The sequence below is a fragment of the Pseudomonas sp. TE12508 genome, assembly GCF_056279485.1.
Map to the genome: position 1 here is coordinate 372,947 of NZ_JBWCCN010000003.1, position 16,287 is coordinate 389,233.

General features: G+C 58.0%; 12 protein-coding genes, 4 tRNA genes and 1 riboswitch. Of the genes, 10 read left to right on the plus strand and 6 right to left on the minus strand.

Translation table 11 applies throughout. The annotated features are described in order from the left end of the window. Positions 1-24: 24 nt before the first annotated feature. Complete coding sequence (locus ACZ9IM_RS06125; protein WP_008071834.1) at positions 25-534, minus strand: 6,7-dimethyl-8-ribityllumazine synthase; 510 nt, start codon at positions 532-534, stop codon at positions 25-27. A gap of 103 nt (positions 535-637) precedes the next feature. Further along, a riboswitch (FMN riboswitch) is annotated at positions 638-807 on the minus strand. A 212-nt stretch (positions 808-1,019) separates the two neighbouring features. On the opposite strand from ACZ9IM_RS06125, the gene ltaE reads away from it, so the two are divergent. From ltaE to ACZ9IM_RS06160, 7 genes are all read left to right on the plus strand, one after another. Further along, positions 1,020-2,024, plus strand: a complete 1,005-nt coding sequence (ltaE, locus tag ACZ9IM_RS06130) for a low-specificity L-threonine aldolase (RefSeq protein ID WP_476223554.1) — start codon at positions 1,020-1,022, stop codon at positions 2,022-2,024. A 146-nt stretch (positions 2,025-2,170) separates the two neighbouring features. Beyond that, entirely contained in the window at positions 2,171-4,792 is a 2,622-nt protein-coding gene (alaS, locus tag ACZ9IM_RS06135; RefSeq protein WP_476223555.1) for an alanine--tRNA ligase, read from the plus strand. Between the two features lie 90 nt (positions 4,793-4,882). Further along, entirely contained in the window at positions 4,883-6,124 is a 1,242-nt protein-coding gene (locus ACZ9IM_RS06140) for an aspartate kinase (protein ID WP_008071826.1), read from the plus strand. 186 nt (positions 6,125-6,310) lie between these two features. Then, complete coding sequence (csrA, locus tag ACZ9IM_RS06145; RefSeq protein ID WP_002554426.1) at positions 6,311-6,499, plus strand: carbon storage regulator CsrA; 189 nt, start codon at positions 6,311-6,313, stop codon at positions 6,497-6,499. Between the two features lie 62 nt (positions 6,500-6,561). Continuing rightward, a tRNA-Ser gene (locus ACZ9IM_RS06150) sits at positions 6,562-6,652 on the plus strand. A gap of 107 nt (positions 6,653-6,759) precedes the next feature. Next, positions 6,760-6,836, plus strand: a tRNA-Arg gene (locus ACZ9IM_RS06155). A 71-nt stretch (positions 6,837-6,907) separates the two neighbouring features. After that, positions 6,908-6,984 (plus strand) — tRNA-Arg (locus ACZ9IM_RS06160). A 19-nt stretch (positions 6,985-7,003) separates the two neighbouring features. Here ACZ9IM_RS06160 and ACZ9IM_RS06165 read toward each other — a convergent pair. Further along, the gene (locus tag ACZ9IM_RS06165; RefSeq protein WP_427625515.1) at positions 7,004-7,519 is read right to left on the minus strand and encodes a cell envelope protein SmpA; all 516 of its coding nucleotides are present in this window, start codon (positions 7,517-7,519) and stop codon (positions 7,004-7,006) included. A gap of 321 nt (positions 7,520-7,840) precedes the next feature. Between ACZ9IM_RS06165 and mgtE the strand changes: the two genes are divergently transcribed. Then, positions 7,841-9,283, plus strand: coding sequence for a magnesium transporter (gene mgtE, locus ACZ9IM_RS06170; RefSeq protein ID WP_008071822.1), 1,443 nt, complete (start codon positions 7,841-7,843; stop codon positions 9,281-9,283). 101 nt (positions 9,284-9,384) lie between these two features. Here the strand turns inward: mgtE and ACZ9IM_RS06175 are convergent, their stop codons facing one another. Beyond that, on the minus strand, positions 9,385-9,711 hold the full coding sequence (locus ACZ9IM_RS06175; protein WP_003178899.1) for an Arc family DNA-binding protein: 327 nt from the start codon (positions 9,709-9,711) through the stop codon (positions 9,385-9,387). A gap of 386 nt (positions 9,712-10,097) precedes the next feature. Between ACZ9IM_RS06175 and phnN the strand changes: the two genes are divergently transcribed. Then, entirely contained in the window at positions 10,098-10,670 is a 573-nt protein-coding gene (gene phnN / locus ACZ9IM_RS06180) for a phosphonate metabolism protein/1,5-bisphosphokinase (PRPP-forming) PhnN (RefSeq protein WP_476223565.1), read from the plus strand. On the opposite strand, the gene ACZ9IM_RS06185 is transcribed toward phnN, so the two are convergent. After that, complete coding sequence (locus tag ACZ9IM_RS06185; protein ID WP_008071818.1) at positions 10,645-10,824, minus strand: PA3371 family protein; 180 nt, start codon at positions 10,822-10,824, stop codon at positions 10,645-10,647. The genes phnN and ACZ9IM_RS06185 overlap by 26 nt on opposite strands. A 23-nt stretch (positions 10,825-10,847) precedes the next feature. Then, positions 10,848-11,081: a hypothetical protein gene (locus ACZ9IM_RS06190; RefSeq protein WP_427625516.1), complete on the minus strand. Its 234-nt coding sequence runs from the start codon at positions 11,079-11,081 to the stop codon at positions 10,848-10,850. Positions 11,082-11,373: 292 nt separating this feature from the next. On the opposite strand from ACZ9IM_RS06190, the gene ACZ9IM_RS06195 reads away from it, so the two are divergent. Next, positions 11,374-11,450 (plus strand) — tRNA-Arg (locus ACZ9IM_RS06195). An 83-nt stretch (positions 11,451-11,533) separates the two neighbouring features. Here the strand turns inward: ACZ9IM_RS06195 and ACZ9IM_RS06200 are convergent. Then, positions 11,534-16,287, minus strand: a 4,754-nt coding sequence (locus ACZ9IM_RS06200) for a beta strand repeat-containing protein (protein WP_476223556.1), incomplete at its 5' end; no start/stop codon positions are given.

The following is a 16,287-nucleotide window of genomic DNA, read 5'->3' on the forward strand; positions in this document are numbered from 1 at the left end:
CAGAGCGTGGGAACGATCATTCGACTAGACGGCTACTGCGCGGGGCTCGCTGCGACGCAACGCACGCATCTTGTGTAGCGTATCCGCACAAGTCTTTGCCGCTTCCTGACCTTTATGCACGAAATGCTCGAAGAAGAACTTCTGATGTTCTTCGCCGGCATGGAAGTGATGCGGGGTCAAAACCACCGAGAACACCGGCACTTCGGTTTCCAGCTGCACCTGCATCAGGCCGCTGATCACTGACTGGGCGACGAATTCGTGGCGATAGATGCCGCCGTCGACCACCAGGCCCGCCGCGACGATGCCAGCATAACGACCCGACTTGGCCAGCAGTTTGGCGTGCAGCGGAATTTCAAAGGCGCCGCCGACCTCGAAGAAATCGATGTCCGACTCCTGATAACCCTGAGCAATCATTTCGGCGACGAAGCCTTTACGGCTCTGATCGACGATTTCCTTGTGCCAGCAGGCCTGAATGAACGCGACGCGCTCGCCCTGATGGTTTTTGCTTTTGCTATCGATTGCGGTGGGTTGCATGTTCTGACTCCTGTTTGTGTGAAAAACAGGGCGTTATGAATCGAATGGGATTTAAGGGTATGCACGCTCGCACGAGTGCCTGCGGACAGCCCTTTGGCGCCAATCCCGCTCTCTCTTCATCCGGACTATGACCGTCGGCCCCGGGATCACACCGGGTCTGCTGACCTTGCCGCCATCACAGCCATTGCCGTGCTGCCGCCAAGCGCTCGCGGGCTATGCGCATTGCGCGCAATTACCGCCGGTGGGGAGTTACACCCCGCCCTGAGAACGTTTTGCCGCCAGATTGTTTGGCGGCGAGCGTTTTTAACACATATTTCCGGGACGTGCATGGCCAATACCGGTCAATCAAAATGCAGAACCTGTGGGAGCGGGCTTTCTCGAGGAGTAACGTGCCTTTTCCTTGTTCAAGGCTTGATTATTCGGCGACTTGACCGCAGTAATTCCAATCCAAAAGGGATTTTCCCCTGCTTACCGAGGCCAGATTCATGAGCGTTATCGATCTTCGCAGCGACACCGTCACCCAACCGACCGAAGGAATGCTCGACGCGATGGCCAATGCAGCCACCGGTGACGACGTTTATGGCGAAGATCCGACGGTCAACCGTCTGGAGGCCGAACTGGCAAAACGATTGGGTTTTGCCCAGGCACTGTTTGTCCCGACGGGCACCATGAGCAACTTGCTCGGTCTGATGGCCCACTGCGATCGCGGTGACGAATACATTGTCGGACAACAGGCTCACACCTATAAGTACGAAGGTGGTGGCGCGGCAGTGCTTGGTTCGATCCAGCCGCAGCCGCTGGAAGTGCAGGCCGATGGTTCGCTGGACCTGGCGCAGGTCGCCGCCGCGATTAAACCGGATGACTTCCACTTCGCCCGCACTCGTTTGCTGGCGCTGGAAAACACCATGCAGGGCAAGGTTTTACCGCTGGAATATCTGGCCCGGGCACGCCGTTTCACTGGTGAAAACGGCTTGGCGCTGCATCTGGATGGCGCACGACTTTACAACGCGGCAGTCAAGCTGGGGGTCGATGCGCGGGAGATCACTCAGTATTTCGATTCGGTTTCGGTTTGCCTGTCCAAAGGTCTGGGTGCGCCGATCGGTTCGGTGCTGTGCGGCTCGGTCGAGTTGATCGCCAAGGCGCGGCGTCTGCGCAAAATGGTCGGTGGCGGCATGCGCCAGGCCGGGATTCTCGCCGCAGCGGGGCTTTATGCGCTGGACAACAACGTTCAGCGCCTGGCAGATGACCATGCCAATGCGCACTATTTGGCCGACGGCCTGCGAGCAGCGGGCTATGAGGTCGAGCTGGTGCAGACCAACATGGTTTACGTGCAGATGGGCGACAAGGCCGAAGCGATCAAGGCTTTTGCCGCGACACGCGGGATCAAGCTCAGCGCTGCCGGTCGTCTGCGAATGGTCACGCACATGGACGTCAGTCGTGCGCAAATCGAGCAAGTCGTCGCCACATTTATCGACTTTTCTCACAACTGACCGTGTTAGCCGTCCAATTGACTGTTTGTATCGTACAAACACACTGTACCTAGTCACTAACGCCGATATAATGCGGCCCTTTGCCGTCGCTTCGTCTGTTGACGTTTCGCACAGGCCTTTGGCCGCAGCCTCCGTGGAAGAACCTAATGAAAAGCGCAGAAATCCGTGAAGCCTTCCTTCGCTTCTTCGAAGAGCAAGGCCACACCCGTGTAGCCTCCAGCTCTTTGATTCCGGGCAACGACCCAACCCTGCTGTTCACTAACGCGGGGATGAACCAGTTCAAGGACTGCTTTCTGGGCCAGGAAAAGCGCGCGTACACCCGCGCTGTAAGCAGCCAGAAATGCGTGCGCGCCGGCGGCAAGCACAACGATCTGGAAAACGTCGGTTACACCGCCCGTCACCACACCTTCTTCGAAATGCTGGGTAACTTCAGCTTCGGTGATTATTTCAAGCGTGACGCCATCACCTACGCCTGGAACTTCCTGACCTCCGAAAAGTGGCTGAACCTGCCCAAAGAAAAGCTCTGGGTCACCGTCTACGCCAGCGATGACGAGGCGTACGACATCTGGACCAAGGACATCGGCGTGCCGGCCGAGCGCATGGTTCGCATCGGCGACAACAAGGGCGCGCCGTACGCGTCCGACAACTTCTGGACCATGGGCGATACCGGCCCATGCGGTCCTTGCACCGAGATTTTCTACGATCACGGCGCCGACATCTGGGGTGGCCCACCGGGCTCGCCGGAAGAAGACGGCGACCGTTACATCGAAATCTGGAACAACGTGTTCATGCAGTTCAACCGCACCGCCGATGGCGTGTTGCACCCGTTGCCAGCGCCGTCGGTGGACACCGGCATGGGCCTGGAGCGGATCAGTGCCGTGCTGCAGCACGTTCACTCGAACTATGAAATCGACCTGTTCCAGAGCCTGCTGAGCGCATCGGCCAAAGCCATCGGTTGCACCAACGATGCTCAGGCGTCGCTGAAAGTCGTGGCTGACCACATCCGTTCCTGCGGCTTCCTGATTGCCGACGGCGTGCTGCCGTCCAACGAAGGTCGCGGTTATGTGCTGCGCCGGATCATTCGTCGCGCTTGCCGTCACGGCAACAAACTGGGCGCCAAGGGCAGCTTCTTCTATCAGATCGTTGCGGCGTTGGTCGCCGAGATGGGCGAAGCGTTCCCTGAGCTGAAATCCCAACAGGCGCACATCGAGCGCGTCCTGAAAGCCGAAGAAGAGCAATTCGCCAAGACCCTGGAACAGGGTCTGAAGATCCTCGAGCAGGATCTGGCCGAACTCAAAGGCGACGTGGTGCCGGGCGATGTAGTGTTCAAGCTTTACGACACTTACGGCTTCCCGATGGACCTGACCGGCGACATCGCTCGCGAACGCAGCCTGACCATCGACGAAGAAGGCTTCGAGCGCGAAATGGAAGCCCAGCGCGTCCGTGCTCGCTCCGCCAGCTCCTTCGGCATGGACTACAACAGCCTGGTCAAGGTTGATGTGGCCACCGAGTTCACCGGTTACACCGCTCACAGCGGTTCCGCCAAAATCGTAGCTCTCTATAAAGACGGGCAATCGGTTGACGTGCTGAGCGAAGGCGAAGAGGGCGTGGTCGTTCTCAATCAGACCCCGTTCTATGCCGAATCCGGTGGTCAGATTGGTGATTGCGGCTTCCTCCAGGCTGGCGCTGCGCGTTTCGACGTGCGCGACACCACCAAGACCGGCGGCGCGTTCCTGCACCACGGTGTGCTGGATTCGGGCAGCCTGATCGTGGGCGCTCCGGTCGAGACTCATGTCGATGCCGACGTGCGTCACGCGACGTCGCTTAACCACTCCGCCACTCACTTGCTGCACGCTGCATTGCGTCAGGTATTGGGCGAGCACGTTCAGCAGAAGGGCTCGTTGGTCGACAGTCAGCGTCTACGCTTTGACTTCAGCCACTTCGAGGCGATCAAGCCTGAGCAGTTGAAGGCGCTGGAAGACATCGTCAACGCCGAAATTCGCAAGAACTCCGAGGTTGAAACCGAAGAAACCGATATCGAAACCGCCAAGCAAAAAGGCGCCATGGCGCTGTTCGGCGAGAAGTACGGCGACAGCGTACGCGTACTGAGCATGGGCGATTTCTCTGTCGAGTTGTGCGGCGGTATTCACGCCACCCGTACCGGCGACATCGGCCTGCTGAAAATCATCAGCGAAGGCGGTGTGGCCTCCGGTGTGCGTCGTATCGAGGCAGTGACCGGCGCAGCAGCGCTGGCCTACTTGAACGCGGCTGAAGAACAACTCAAGGAAGCGGCCAACCTGGTCAAGGGCAGCCGCGATAACCTGATCGACAAGCTGTCGGCTGTGCTGGAGCGCAACCGTCTGCTGGAGAAGCAACTCGAGCAGTTGCAGGCCAAGGCGGCCAGCGCGGCGGGCGACGATCTGTCGGCTTCTGCCCTGGACGTCAAAGGCGTGAAAGTGCTGGCCGTGCGTCTGGACGGTCAGGACGGCAAGGCGCTGTTGGCGCTGGTCGATCAATTGAAAAACAAACTCGGCCGCGCAGTGATCCTGCTCGGCAGTGTCCATGAGGAAAAGGTCGTTCTGGTTGCAGGCGTGACCAAAGACCTGACTGGCCAACTCAAAGCCGGTGATTTGATGAAACAGGCTGCTGCGGCAGTGGGCGGGAAGGGCGGTGGTCGTCCAGACATGGCGCAGGGCGGTGGTATTGACGCTGGCGCACTGGATGCCGCATTGGCCCTGACTGTTCCATTTGTAGAGCAGGGTTTATAAGGCAGTGTGTCTGGCCCGCGGTCTAGTGGCGGGCCAGAACGCTGTTTGAGTGATTATTGGGCGCCCTTCATGGGCAGAGGCGGCTTTGAAATGGCTTTGATCGTACAGAAATTTGGAGGCACCTCAGTCGGCACTGTCGAGAGAATCGAGCAGGTCGCCGACAAGGTTAAGAAATTCCGCGAGGCGGGCGATGACCTGGTGGTTGTGCTGTCTGCAATGAGCGGCGAAACCAACCGTCTGATCGATCTGGCCAAGCAAATCAGTGGCGACGGTCAGCCGGTTCCTCGTGAGCTGGATGTGATCGTATCCACCGGTGAGCAGGTGACGATTGCACTGTTGGCCATGGCGCTGATCAAGCGTGGCGTGCCAGCGGTGTCGTACACCGGCAATCAGGTACGGATTCTGACGGATAGCGCGCACAATAAAGCGCGTATCTTGCAGATTGATGACCAGAAGATTCGCGGTGACCTGAAGGCTGGTCGTGTGGTGGTTGTCGCCGGTTTCCAGGGCGTCGACGAGCACGGCAATATCACCACCCTCGGTCGTGGCGGTTCCGACACCACCGGCGTGGCGCTGGCGGCAGCCCTGAAGGCTGACGAATGCCAGATCTACACCGACGTCGACGGCGTCTATACCACCGACCCGCGTGTGGTGTCCGTGGCTCAGCGCCTGGACAAGATCACCTTCGAAGAGATGCTGGAAATGGCCAGCCTCGGTTCCAAGGTGTTGCAGATCCGTGCGGTGGAATTCGCCGGCAAGTACAACGTTCCGCTGCGCGTACTGCACAGCTTCAAGGAGGGTCCGGGCACCCTCATTACTATTGATGAAGAGGAAACCATGGAACAGCCGATCATTTCCGGCATCGCTTTCAACCGCGATGAAGCCAAGCTGACCATCCGTGGCGTGCCAGACACCCCGGGCGTGGCGTTCAAGATTCTCGGCCCGATCAGTGCCGCGAACATCGAAGTCGACATGATCGTGCAGAACGTTGCGCACGATAACACCACCGACTTCACCTTCACCGTGCACCGCAACGACTACCAGGCAGCGCAAACCGTGCTGGAAAACACCGCTCGTGAGATCGGTGCCCGTGAAGTCGTTGGCGACACCAAGATCGCCAAGGTCTCGATCGTCGGCGTCGGCATGCGCTCCCACGCAGGTGTGGCCAGCCGTATGTTCGAATCCCTGGCGAAAGAGAGCATCAACATCCAGATGATCTCGACCTCGGAAATCAAGGTGTCCGTGGTGATCGAAGAGAAGTACCTGGAGCTGGCTGTGCGCGCTCTGCACACGGCTTTCGAACTGGATGCGCCGGCCCGACAGGGCGAGTAATACGTTCCCCCAAGGGCGCGGTCTGACCGCGCCCTTCGTTTTTTTGAATGGCGCGTACCAAAACTGTTCTTTTGCTCGCGCTAGTCAATACTCAGGCATGTAGGGCTGCGATCGTTCCGGTTGTAGGTCGAATGCCTTTTTTTTGCAGACTGTTGTCCCTGAAATGAAATGCGTGAGGAGAAAGGTATGCTGATTCTGACTCGTCGGTGCGCAGAAAGCCTGATTATTGGTGATGGCGAAATCACTGTGACCGTGCTCGGCGTAAAAGGAAATCAAGTGCGTATCGGTGTCAACGCCCCGAAAGAGGTTGCTGTGCATCGTGAAGAAATTTACCTGCGTATAAAGAAAGAGAAGGACGAAGAACCAAGCCATTAATTTTTATCGTTTTTTATGTTTGCAAACGGGGAAAAGGTTGGTTAAGATACGCCCCGTGTTGCGGAGAGCTGGCCGAGTGGCCGAAGGCGCTCCCCTGCTAAGGGAGTACACCTCAAAAGGGTGTCGGGGGTTCGAATCCCCCGTTCTCCGCCATTATTTGCGTAGTACGTTGTAATCTGGCTTCTTCGGTAAGTTGTTGAAATTACTAGAAAAAGTGCTTTACAAAAAGATTCAACGGCCTATAATGCGCGGCAACAAATGCACTCGTAGCTCAGCTGGATAGAGTACTCGGCTACGAACCGAGCGGTCACAGGTTCGAATCCTGTCGAGTGCACCATTTAAGAGTTGTTTGCAGTAATGTGAATAACTTGGCTTCAACCAGTTGTGATCTGGTATAAAAACACAAATGCACTCGTAGCTCAGCTGGATAGAGTACTCGGCTACGAACCGAGCGGTCACAGGTTCGAATCCTGTCGAGTGCACCAAACAACAAAAAGCCCGCGTTTAACGCGGGCTTTTTGCCGTCTGCGATTTGGCTTTTCCTTTGGTACAACCTTTCTCGTCAAACTCGATATGAGCACTGCGCCCTCGCTTGTTGTCGTAGCGATAGCTTGTGGCTGAATTGCGGGTGGTGATTTTGTCGGGTTTGCCGAGCGCACTTTCGACGTCCTGCTGGCTCATGCCGGCAACGACCCGCTGATTGATGATTGCTATGCGGCGTTCCTTCGCGCTGAGCAGATCTCCACATATGCCTTCGGATTGACCAACCACCGTCGGCTCTCTCCTTTGCAATTTCGTACCTGATGTTTCGCGAGACTCGGCCTCAGGCATCAGGGGCGTCACGCTGCCTGGCAGGAACGTGCGTACGTCGTGTGCTGAGAGGCTTTCTCCTGTCGTACAGCTCAAGGTTGTGAAGGTGATGTGCCCATTGGCCGCTTCGCACCGGTGAACGGTCGTGGCGAGCACTTGGGGCGGCAGGCAGAGCAGGGTGGCAAGCAAATAATGAGCAATCGATGGCATTCGACGTCCTCCATGACGGTCTTCATCAAGGGTAGTCATTACATTTTCAGGCGGCGGTGTGTTTTCTTTTCAGGATGAGTCGTCGCAGTTTCATGGATCAGGATGGCGCTCAGGTTTATCTCGCAAGCACTTGTTTCAGCCGCGATTTTTTAACGTTTAAAACCGTCAGGCGGTGTTATCATTGCGCCCGTCAGCCCCGCCGGGGCTTGTGGAATACCTCCATGGACTTACCCAGTAGTTACTCGTTACCCCGTTTTTACAATCATGAATTGACTGATTGATCCTTCCGGCGTGCCCCGCTGCTGGGAGTGGAGTTCGCCTATGTCTGAAGCTGAAGTAAAGAAAACGCAGGAAAGCTTGCAGGACCGCCTCGCTCAAGTCGTTGAGCTGCTGCAGCGCCAGCGAGTGGTCGAAGACCTGACTCATCGCCAGGAAGGTCCGCATCACGACCGGGTCGAGAACCTGGTTCACCGGCAAAACCTTGTCGAGTTGCAACGCAAGCTCGATGATCTGCATTCCGCCGACGTTGCCTACATCCTTGAAGCCTTGCCGCTGGACGATCGCCTGACAGTCTGGCAATTGGTCAAGGCTGATCGCGACGGCGACATTCTGCTCGAAGTATCCGATTCGGTTCGTGAAACCCTGATCGCCGACATGGACGATCACGAGCTCTTGGCGGCGGCCAAGGACATGGATGCCGACGAACTCGCTGACCTGGCATCCGAGCTGCCGCGAGACGTCGTCCACGAGCTGATGGAAACCCTCGATAATCAACAGCGTGAGCGCGTCCGCTCCGCGTTGTCCTATGACGAGGAGCAGGTCGGTGCGCTGATGGACTTCGAGATGGTGACTATCCGTGAGGATGTCAGTCTCGAAGTGGTTTTGCGTTACCTGCGTCGTCTCAAAGAACTGCCAAGCCACACCGACAAACTGTTCGTGGTCGATTACGACGGCGTGCTCAAGGGTGTGTTACCGATCAAGCGTCTGCTGGTCAACGACCCGGAAAAGCAGGTGTCGGAAGTCATGGCCAGCGACCCGGTGAGTTTTCATCCGGATGAAGATGCTTACGAGGCAGCGCAAGCATTCGAACGTTATGACTTGATCTCGGCGCCGGTAGTCGACAAGAACGGCAAGCTGATCGGTCGTCTGACCATCGATGAAATGGTCGACCTGATCCGTGAAGAGAGCGAAAACGAAGTTCTCAACATGGCGGGTCTGCGTGAAGAAGAAGATATTTTCGCATCAGTCTGGAAGTCCCTGCGCAACCGTTGGGCCTGGCTGGCGATAAACCTGATCACCGCGTTCATTGCATCCCGGGTGATCGGCCTGTTCGAAGGATCCATCGAGAAACTGGTAGCACTCGCGGCATTGATGCCGATCGTTGCCGGTATCGGTGGCAACTCGGGTAACCAGACAATCACCATGATCGTTCGGGCCATGGCGCTGGACCAGGTCAGTACCGGCAATACGTCGCGGCTGATGCGCAAGGAGTTGGCGGTTGGCCTGATCAATGGTCTGGTCTGGGGCGGCGTGATTGGTGTGGTAGCCTATTTGCTTTATGGCAGTTGGTCCCTGGGCGTGGTGATGACCGCCGCCATGACGCTTAACCTGTTGCTTGCGGCGTTGATGGGGGTTTTGATTCCGATGACCCTGGCGCGGCTTGGGCGCGACCCGGCAATGGGTGCCAGTGTGATGATCACGGCCATGACTGACAGTGGCGGCTTTTTCATCTTCCTCGGGCTGGCGACGATTTTCCTGCTTTGATGTCCTGTTTTAAAAGAGCCCGCCAATCGGCGGGTTTTTTTTAGCCAAATTTCAGGCAAAAAAAAGCCAGCAATTACGCTGGCTTGAGCTTTCGGGATGAATCAGGAAGCGTCTGCGGCCATTTCGGCGTCATGGGCGATCAGCGAAACCAGAGCGTTTTGCTGGCGGTGGGAGAGCTGGCGGAAGCGCTGCAGCAGTTCGCGTTCATGCAAAGACAGTTCGGGGCTGTCCAGGCGCATGCTCAACTCTTCACCCAACGCGCCTTCCTGAATAAGACTCTGCTCAAGGCGCGCGATGATTTCGGAGTTCATGCTGCGATGATGATTGCGAGCCACCTCGGCAATGCGTTCACGCATTCCGTCTGGCAGACGTACGACGAACTTGTCAGCCGTACGGCTGGAATAAATTGCCTGTTTCAATGGGCGCATATATTTAACCGGTTAGTTCAGGGGAGCGGTTCTCGGGATAGGCCGCAGGATGTCAGATAGGACAAGCACTCCGGCCAAATGTTCAACCTGAATTGATAGAGGCGCGTATCATGCCTCAAATTAGCCAGATCATTGGCGTCAATTCTGTGACAAATATTGATCTGGGTAAAGGCTTAATGCCAGCACCTATTACCAGAAATGCGGACTGGTTTGAAAATAATCCATGAGTCCGAATGACTGACCGCGTCCTCTTGCCCGACAGGTGATGCCCGAAGACGCCTGAAGGTGCATGCTATGCGGATTCGATCCTTGTTCCTTACCTTATACAGGATAGTGGCAAATGGCCGATTTACTAGTCTGGGCGTATGGCGCGGGATGATTTCAGGATGGGTGGCAGGCTAATTTATTTAATGGGGCCTTCGGGATCCGGCAAGGACAGCCTTATCGAAACCGCTCGCGAGCCGCTGCGCGCACGCAATTGTGAAGTCGTGCGTCGCGTTATCACACGCTCGGCGGAATCGGTGGGTGAAGACGCCATCGAGGTGTCCCGCGAAGAGTTCGAACAACGCAGGGCCGAAGGAGATTTTGCGCTGTCGTGGCAGGCCAATGGGCTCAATTACGGTATTCCTGTGCGCGTAGACCAATGGCTCGCGGATGGTCGCGATGTGTTGATCAACGGTTCGCGCGGGCACCTGGCAGAAGCGCAACAGCGCTATCCCACGCTATTGCCGGTGCTATTGACGGTCAAGGATGAAGCCCTGCGCGAGCGCCTTTTACGGCGGGGGCGTGAGAGCCCGGCAGAAATTGAAGCAAGACTGCGCCGTAATGCGCTGTTTACGGCTGATGAGCCAATCGATGGTATGCAGATCTGTCAACTCGATAACTCCGGCGACCTTACTGTAACTGTCGCCAATCTTCTGGAGCTGCTGAACCTCAGCGCAAAACCGGATCGAACTTGATCTTGCGCCCGGCGATCAGCGCCAGCACGAACAGCGTACCGAACACGGCGCAAGCAATCAGGGGCAGGGTGACGACCGTGTCCCCGACCAATGACAAATGAAGGATGCCACTCAGTAAGGCGAGGACGAAAAATCCTGCGGCTGATTTAGACATGCTGTGCTCCTGATGGGGTGATTTCAAAATACCAAGCGTTCGAAAGACTGTGTGCGCAACTGAATAGTCTCTTGGCTCACCTCTTGGCTGACAAAACCGCGTTGATCGCTCAGGACTGCCAACTGCGGTGTTTTTTGCAGTTGCAGGTAATGGGGGATGCGTTGAGCAATCGTCGCAACATCGTTTTCGGGGAAGAAATGAAAACCCACCAGAACCGCCAAAGCGACCGCGTTTGCGACTAACAGAGCGCTGTTCATGGGGCTGACCTCCTGTGTTCTGTGAGAACAGCCGAAGCAGCCTGCATGCCAAAAGTTTAACGGCTATTAAATCCTTTAAAAACAATGAATTAAGATATTTTTGCAAAATCCCCGCATTGCATTTTGCAATGATGGCATTTTGCGGTTATGCAATTTGCACGGTAAACAAAGCCACGCTCTCGTGAGGCGTCTGCCTACACTTAAAAAGCCCTACGGACGACATGACAAAAGCGGGCCTGCCCGTTAACATGCACGCCGTCCATCGCTGCGCATTTCTTTGCGGGCGACTTGTGTCTCAGTAGCTCAATTGGATAGAGCATCCCCCTCCTAAGGGGAAGGTTGGCAGTTCGAACCTGCCCTGGGACACCACCTATTTGAAAGCCCCACGCAGAGTGATCTGGTGGGGCTTTTTTGTGGTTGTCTGCAGCGGTGGATTCGTCTCCAGCCCAACATCAAGCCGTCAGCGTATGGTCAGCCTCCCCAAACCAGGTGCGCACCAGATCGGTACCGCTTGTGCCCGTGTTGGCAAGGACCGCCACATCGGCGAAGTTCGTACCATTGGCTGCACCATCGGCATCCACCTTCACGGTGATGTCGCTGCCTGATTGCGCCAGTTGGACGAAGTCGGACGCCTGGCTGATACCGCTAACGAAGTTGGCGCTGAGCAGGGCAGAGAGGTCGAGTGCGTCGCCTTCGGCGAAGTTGTAGTCGAGGATGGTGTCCCCGCCTTCCGCCGCGTTGAGATAGGCGAACATATCGGCTCCCGCGCCACCGCTGAGCGTGTCCTCCCCACCACGACCCGCCAGGATGTCGTTGCCGTCGCCGCCACTGAGTACGTCTGCCGCCATGCTGCCTACGAGTGTGCCACTGGATGCTCCGTTGTAACTGACCTGGGTACCGGCCTCGCCGTCGGAGACCTGGAAGTCCTCCACTGTGTAGTGCCCTAGCAGGTTCACCTCGGCCCGGTGCATGCCGTCGTCCACCGTCAGCAGGCCGCCGCTGCCAGAGGCGTTGGCGCTGTAGCTGAGCTGGGTGTTGGCGCCGAAGGCGAGATCGCCGAAGGTCAGCATGTCATCGCTTTCCAGACCGAGGATGCCGACCAAGGAACCCGCCGCTTCGGCCTGTGCGATTACCAGCGTGCCCGCACCGTCGCCGTGGAAGGCGACGGACCCGTGTGCTGCGCCGGAAAAGGTCAGGGTCGCGTCGCCGTCGATGGTGGCGCTGCCGTTGCCCATCACGTCGGCCAGCAGGCGCATGTCGCCACCGTTGGCCCATAAGTGACCGGAGTTTTCGACCGCACTGGCCACCGTCATGCCGCCTTCACCCGTGGATTCCAGCACGCCGCTGTTGGTGATGGTGTGGGTGCCGGTGTCGAGCACCAGGCTGTTCAGCCCACTGGCCAGGATCAGGCCTGCATTGACCAATACCAACTGCCCGGCGCCCAACTGGCCGGCGCCGGAAATGCGGTTGTCGACGTTGGTCAGCACGGTGTCGGCGCTGCCACCGAAAATCACGTTCTGCGCGCTGTCGGATAGCAGTACCTGGCCGCCACCGGTCAAGGTTGCACCGCGGAACAGAATCTCAAGATTGGTCTCGCTGCCGGTGGAGCCGAGTTCGATGGTGCCGCTGTTATGAATGCTGCCACCGAACGGCATGATCGCGCCGTCGGCAATGGTGAGGGTACCGGTATTGGTCATGACCGGGTCCACATCGAACTGGAAGTTCGCTTCGCTCAAGTCCGCCGCATCGACACCTTTAAGGGTGACCGACTGGCCGGAGCTGATGCTGACCAGCGCATTGCCATTGGCGTCGTTAGCGATACTCAAGTCAGCAAAACCGGTGACGCCCGCGAAGCCGATCAGGTCGATCTTGTCTGCCGTGACATCGAAACTGTAGATCTGGTTGTTGCCGATCGGCTGAGCGAAGACGAAAGTGTCGGCACCGGACGAGCCAGTCAGGTTGTCGTCAGCGGACAAGGCGAAGATTGGTGCGTCGGGGGCATAGACTTCGATGTTGTTGAACACATAAGCACTACCGTCGCTGCCGTCACTATTGCTCCAGTACATGTTGACATCAAGCACCAACGCTCCCGCGAAGTCGCTTGGGGTTGTCACAGTCAATGCGCCAGGATCGCTGGTCTGCACGGTCCAGGTGCCGTCGCCGTTGTCGGTTCCCGCATTGAATATCCATCCCGAGGGAACACCGCTGATTGACACCGTTATCGGACCGCTAATATCGGCCGATGGAGTAGTGAGGGCTAGATTGATGGGTTCGCCGGCAACGCCTGCCGGAAGATTTGCACTGCCTCCCGCAGCACCAGCATTCCCCGCCAGGTCGGTGTAGCTGTTCGCGGTAACGTCGACTTTCACGCTACCGGATTGTGTTCTAGTCAGCGTTGCCGTGTAGGTATCGCCGTCTACCTGCGTGAAGTTACTCCAGGTTCCGCGGGGCGTTCCGCTCGTTGTTGTTACCGTGACGTCCGAAAGGTCGAAACCGCTCACAACCTCACTGAACTGGAATGTGACTGTCGACGTTGAAGGGAAAGGGTTGATCACATTCCCTAAGGCTGTCCCCGTCACTGTCACAGTCGGCGCCACGGTATCAACTGGAGTCTCAACTACGTTCTGCACGTTTACGGTAATCGTCTGCGTGTCGGTTCCGCCATTGCCGTCGGCCACCAGAACGTCCACAACATAGGCATTGTCACCGTCAGCATCACCGACATCCTGGGCATTCTCGTAATCCGGCGCCGAATTGAACGTCAGCACCCCGCTTGAACTGATCGAGAACTTGCTGAAGTCCGTCCCGGCCGTATTCAGGATCGAGTAGCTCAGGGTTTGCGCCGGAAGATCAGCATCGGTCGCCGTTACTGTCGTGACCGCCGTGGTGTTCTCCGCCACATTGACCGAAGCCGTCGCACCACCACCGTTGGAGGTGATCACCGGGGAGTTATCGTTGACCCCCGTCACGGTCACCGCGATCGCCTGGTCGTCAAACAGCGTGCCGTCCGACGCCCGCACAATCACGTCATAGACGTTGTTGATTCCCGAGTCAGTCGGCGCTTCAAAGTTGGGTGCAGAGATAAAGCTCAGCGCGCCCGTGCCTGAAACGATCGAGAACTTCGCGGCATCCGCTCCGCCGACGATGCTGTAGCTCAGGGTTTGCGCCGGCAGATCGGCGTCGATCGCTGCCACCGTCGTGACCACCGTGCTGTTCTCCGCCACATTGACCGAAGCCGTTGCACCACCACCGTTGGAGGTGATCACCGGGCTGTTGTCGTTGACCCCCGTCACGGTCACCGCGATCGCCTGGTCGTCAAACAACGTGCCGTCCGACGCCCGCACAATCACGTCATAGACGTTGTTGGTTCCCGAATCAGTCGGCGCTTCAAAGTTGGGCGCAGAGACAAAGCTCAGCGCACCCGTGCCTGAAACGATCGAGAACTTCGCGGCATCCGCTCCGCCGACGATGCTGTAGCTCAGTGTTTGTGCCGGAAGATCAACGTCGGTTGCTACCACCGTTGTAACTGCCGTCGTGTTCTCCGCCACGCTGACCGAAGCCGTCGTACCACCGCCGTTGGAGGTGATTGTTGGCGAGTCGTTGCTGCCGTTGATGGTCACCGTCACCGCAGTCGCGGTGCCGTCGGCACTGAGTACCGTGAAGGTGTCGGTCAGGCTGTCGCCGACATTGAGTGCGTCGAAGGCCGAGTTGGCGGTATAGCTCCAGTTACCCGCGGCATCGATGGTGAAGGTTCCGTTGGCACCGGCGGTACCGGACTGGGCCTGGAAGGTTTCCGGGCTGTCGACGTCGCTGATGGTGAGGGTGCCAGCTGTGGTCAGCGGGGCATTGGTTTCGGTCAGCGTGACGCTGGCCGAGGACAGCACGGCGGTGTCGTTACTGCCTTTGATGGTGACGGCCACCGAGGTCGCCGTGCCGTCGGCACTGAGTACCGTGAAGGTGTCGGTCAGGTTGTCGCCGACATTGAGTGCGTCGAAGGCCGAGTTGGCGGTATAGCTCCAGTTACCCGCGGCATCGATGGTGAAGGTTCCGTTGGCACCGGCGGTACCGGACTGGGCCTGGAAGGTTTCCGGGCTGTCGACGTCGCTGATAGTCAGGGTGCCGTTGGTGGTCAGCGGGGCATTGGTTTCGGTGAGGTTGGCGATGTCGGCGGACAACACCGCGGCGTCGTTGGTCCCGAGGATATTGACGGTGACCGAAGTGACGGTGCCATCGGCACTGCTCACGACGAAGGTGTCGGTGTAGGTGGTGCCGGCGGCGAACTCGTTGTGGGCGCTATTGGCGACATAACTCCAGGCACCATTGGTGCCGATGGAGAATTGGCCATAGCTGCCGGCGGTGTTGGTTTGCGTGACGAAAGTCGCGGCGCTGTCGACATCGCTGATGGTCAGCGTGCCGTTGGTGGTCAGCGGGGCATTGGTTTCGGTCAGGTTGGCGATGTCGGCGGACAACACCGCTGCGTCGTTGGTCCCGAGGATATTGACGGTGACCGAGGTGACGGTGCCATCGGCACTGCTCACGACGAAGGTGTCGGTGTAGGTGGTGCCGGCGACGAACTCGTTGTGGGCGGAGTCGGCGACATAGCTCCAGGCACCATTGGTGCCGATGGAGAATTGGCCGTAACTGCCGGCGGTGTTGGGTTGGGCGACGAAGGTCGCGGCGCTGTCGACATCGCTGATGGTCAGCGTGCCGTTGGTGGTCAGTGGGGCATTGGTTTCGGTCAGATTGGCGATGTCGGCGGACAACACGGCGGCATCGTTGGTGCCGAGGATATGCACGGTGACCGAAGTGACGGTGCCATCGGCACTGCTCACGACGAAGGTGTCGGTGTAGGTGGTGCCGGCGACGAACTCGTTGTGGGCGGAGTTGGCGACATAGCTCCAGGCACCATTGGTGCCGATGGAGAATTGGCCGTAACTGCCGGCGGTGTTGGGTTGGGCGACGAAGGTTGCGGCGCTGTCGACGTCGCTGATGGTCAGGGTGCCGTTGGTGGTCAGTGGGGCATTGGTCTCGGTGAGGTTGGCGATGTCGGCGGACAACACCGCGGCATCGTTAGTACCGGTGACAGTAACGGTCACCAGTTGAGTGTCGACGCCGCCGAGGCCGTCGCTGACCTGCACGGTGAACACTTCATTGTGACTCTCGCCAGCCTTCAACGATTGCACGGCACTGGCAACGCCATCGCTGC

Bases quoted from the DNA above. Each gene is read 5' to 3' on its own strand.
- phnN (WP_476223565.1), top strand. From the start codon at position 10,098: ATGGGTGGCAGGCTAATTTATTTAATGGGGCCTTCGGGATCCGGCAAG.
- csrA (WP_002554426.1), top strand. From the start codon at position 6,311: ATGCTGATTCTGACTCGTCGGTGCGCAGAAAGCCTGATTATTGGTGAT.
- ACZ9IM_RS06125 (WP_008071834.1), bottom strand. From the start codon at position 534: ATGCAACCCACCGCAATCGATAGCAAAAGCAAAAACCATCAGGGCGAG.
- ACZ9IM_RS06175 (WP_003178899.1), bottom strand. From the start codon at position 9,711: ATGCGCCCATTGAAACAGGCAATTTATTCCAGCCGTACGGCTGACAAG.
- ACZ9IM_RS06190 (WP_427625516.1), bottom strand. From the start codon at position 11,081: ATGAACAGCGCTCTGTTAGTCGCAAACGCGGTCGCTTTGGCGGTTCTG.
- ltaE (WP_476223554.1), top strand. From the start codon at position 1,020: ATGAGCGTTATCGATCTTCGCAGCGACACCGTCACCCAACCGACCGAA.
- mgtE (WP_008071822.1), top strand. From the start codon at position 7,841: ATGTCTGAAGCTGAAGTAAAGAAAACGCAGGAAAGCTTGCAGGACCGC.
- ACZ9IM_RS06140 (WP_008071826.1), top strand. From the start codon at position 4,883: ATGGCTTTGATCGTACAGAAATTTGGAGGCACCTCAGTCGGCACTGTC.
- ACZ9IM_RS06185 (WP_008071818.1), bottom strand. From the start codon at position 10,824: ATGTCTAAATCAGCCGCAGGATTTTTCGTCCTCGCCTTACTGAGTGGC.
- ACZ9IM_RS06165 (WP_427625515.1), bottom strand. From the start codon at position 7,519: ATGCCATCGATTGCTCATTATTTGCTTGCCACCCTGCTCTGCCTGCCG.
- alaS (WP_476223555.1), top strand. From the start codon at position 2,171: ATGAAAAGCGCAGAAATCCGTGAAGCCTTCCTTCGCTTCTTCGAAGAG.